Below are 1,716 nucleotides of genomic sequence, written 5' to 3'. Positions count from 1 at the left end.
CTCGACCACGACCTCACCCGCCAGCACGTGGGCGAGCCGCTCGGGGAGCGGATCGTCGTCACCGGCCGGGTGTGCGACGGGGCCGGACGCCCGGTGCGCAACCAGTTGGTCGAGGTCTGGCAGGCCAACGCCTCCGGGCGCTACCGCCACGAGGGCGACCAGCACCCGGCGCCCCTGGACCCGAACTTCACCGGTGGCGGGCGCTGCCTGACCGACGACGAGGGCCGCTACCGCTTCGTCACGATCAAGCCCGGCGCGTACCCGTGGCGCAACCACACCAACGCCTGGCGTCCCGCGCACATCCACTTCTCGGTCTTCGGGACGGCGTTCACGCAGCGCATGGTCACCCAGATGTACTTCCCGGGGGATCCGCTGTTCGGCCTCGACCCGATCTTCTCCTCGGTCACCGACGAGAAGGCGCAGCAGCGGCTGATCGCGAACTACGACCACGACACGACCGTCGCGGAGTGGGCGCTGGGCTACCAGTGGGACATCGTCCTCGACGGTCCCGGCGCCACCCCCGAGGACCCGGAGGACGACGCGTGAGCGAGCTGACGTCCTTCCCCGCGGCCTCGCCGGCCGACCCCACGCCGTCGCAGACCGTCGGCCCGTTCTTCGCCTTCGGGCTGCCGTTCGACGGCGGCGCCGACGTGGTCCCGTCCGGCACGCCGGGCGCGATCAGCGTGCACGGGACCGTCCGCGACGGTGCCGGCGCGCCGGTCCCCGACGCCCTGCTCGAGTTCTGGCAGACCGGGCCGGACGGGCGCCTGCCGTCGCGACCCGGCTCGTTCCACCGCGACGGCCGCAGCTTCACCGGCTTCGCGCGCGTGCCGACCGACCGCGCCGGCGACTACGCGGTCCGGACGCTGCGCCCGGCCGCGCCCACCGGCGCGGTGGAGGCGCCGCACATCGCGGTCACGGTGTTCGCGCGCGGCCTGCTGGACCGGCTGCTCACGCGTTGCTACCTGCCGGCGCCGGACGACGGGCTGGCCACGGACCCGCTGCTCGCGACACTTCCCGACGACCGCCGTCGCACGCTGGTCGCCGTGCCCGACGAGCACGGGCTCGTCTTCGACGTCGTGCTGCAGGGCGCGGGCGAGACGGTGTTCCTCGCCCACCCCGCCTGATCGCCGGTGTCAGTGCGAAGTGGCCGGCACGGTCCGCCGCAGGATCCCGTCGATCCCGGCGTGGAAGCCGTGTTCGCCCAGCCACCGCGTCATCCAGGCCGGGTTCGGATGCGTGTCCGGGACGACGTTGTAGACGTAGCTCAGCCCGCGGCTGGCAGCCTCGGCCGCCAGGTGATCGACCACATAGCCACCGATGCCGGCCCCGCGGGCCTCGGGCGCGACGACGAACGCGATCTCGGCGTCGCCCCACTCGGAATCCAGCCAGCCGTAGCCGACCACCTCGCCGTCGCGCGCCACGGCCCACCACTCGTCCGCGACCGGTTCGCCGTCGGGCGGGCGCTGCAGCCCGACGGCGGCCAGCTCCGCGTCGCCGAACACCCGCTGCTTGTCGGCGTCCCATCGGGGTAGGTCCTGCTTGGTCCACGTCAACGCCATCCCGCGCTCCTCATGACCGTACGTTCCGGTACGAAGACACTCTCCCCGCCGCCCGCCGCCCCGTCCATCACCGTTCCGCTGACCCGATTCCTGGAGGCATCCGTGACCGACGCCTACGTCTACGACGCCGTCCGCACCCCGTTCGGCCGATTCG

3 protein-coding genes are annotated in these 1,716 nt (G+C 73.3%); 2 read left to right on the top strand and 1 reads right to left on the bottom strand.

Annotated elements, in window-relative coordinates:
* A partial coding sequence (gene pcaH / locus AC0CYZ_RS15960) for a protocatechuate 3,4-dioxygenase subunit beta (protein WP_472217028.1) occupies positions 1 to 546 on the top strand: 546 nt, incomplete at its 5' end.
* Entirely contained in the window at positions 543 to 1,127 is a 585-nt protein-coding gene (gene pcaG / locus AC0CYZ_RS15955) for a protocatechuate 3,4-dioxygenase subunit alpha (RefSeq protein WP_472217025.1), read from the top strand. The genes pcaH and pcaG, both read left to right, overlap by 4 nt.
* A gap of 9 nt (positions 1,128 to 1,136) precedes the next feature.
* On the opposite strand, the gene AC0CYZ_RS15950 is transcribed toward pcaG, so the two are convergent.
* Positions 1,137 to 1,562, bottom strand: a complete 426-nt coding sequence (locus tag AC0CYZ_RS15950) for a GNAT family N-acetyltransferase (RefSeq protein ID WP_472217023.1) — start codon at positions 1,560 to 1,562, stop codon at positions 1,137 to 1,139.
* Positions 1,563 to 1,716: the final 154 nt, after the last annotated feature.

Source organism: Actinomycetospora sp., assembly GCF_055612215.1.
This window is presented reverse-complemented; position numbering and strand designations above follow the sequence as displayed.

What these genes read in the sequence shown, in the direction of transcription:
- AC0CYZ_RS15950 (WP_472217023.1), bottom strand. Translation starts at nt 1,562, where the DNA reads ATGGCGTTGACGTGGACCAAGCAGGACCTACCCCGATGGGACGCCGAC.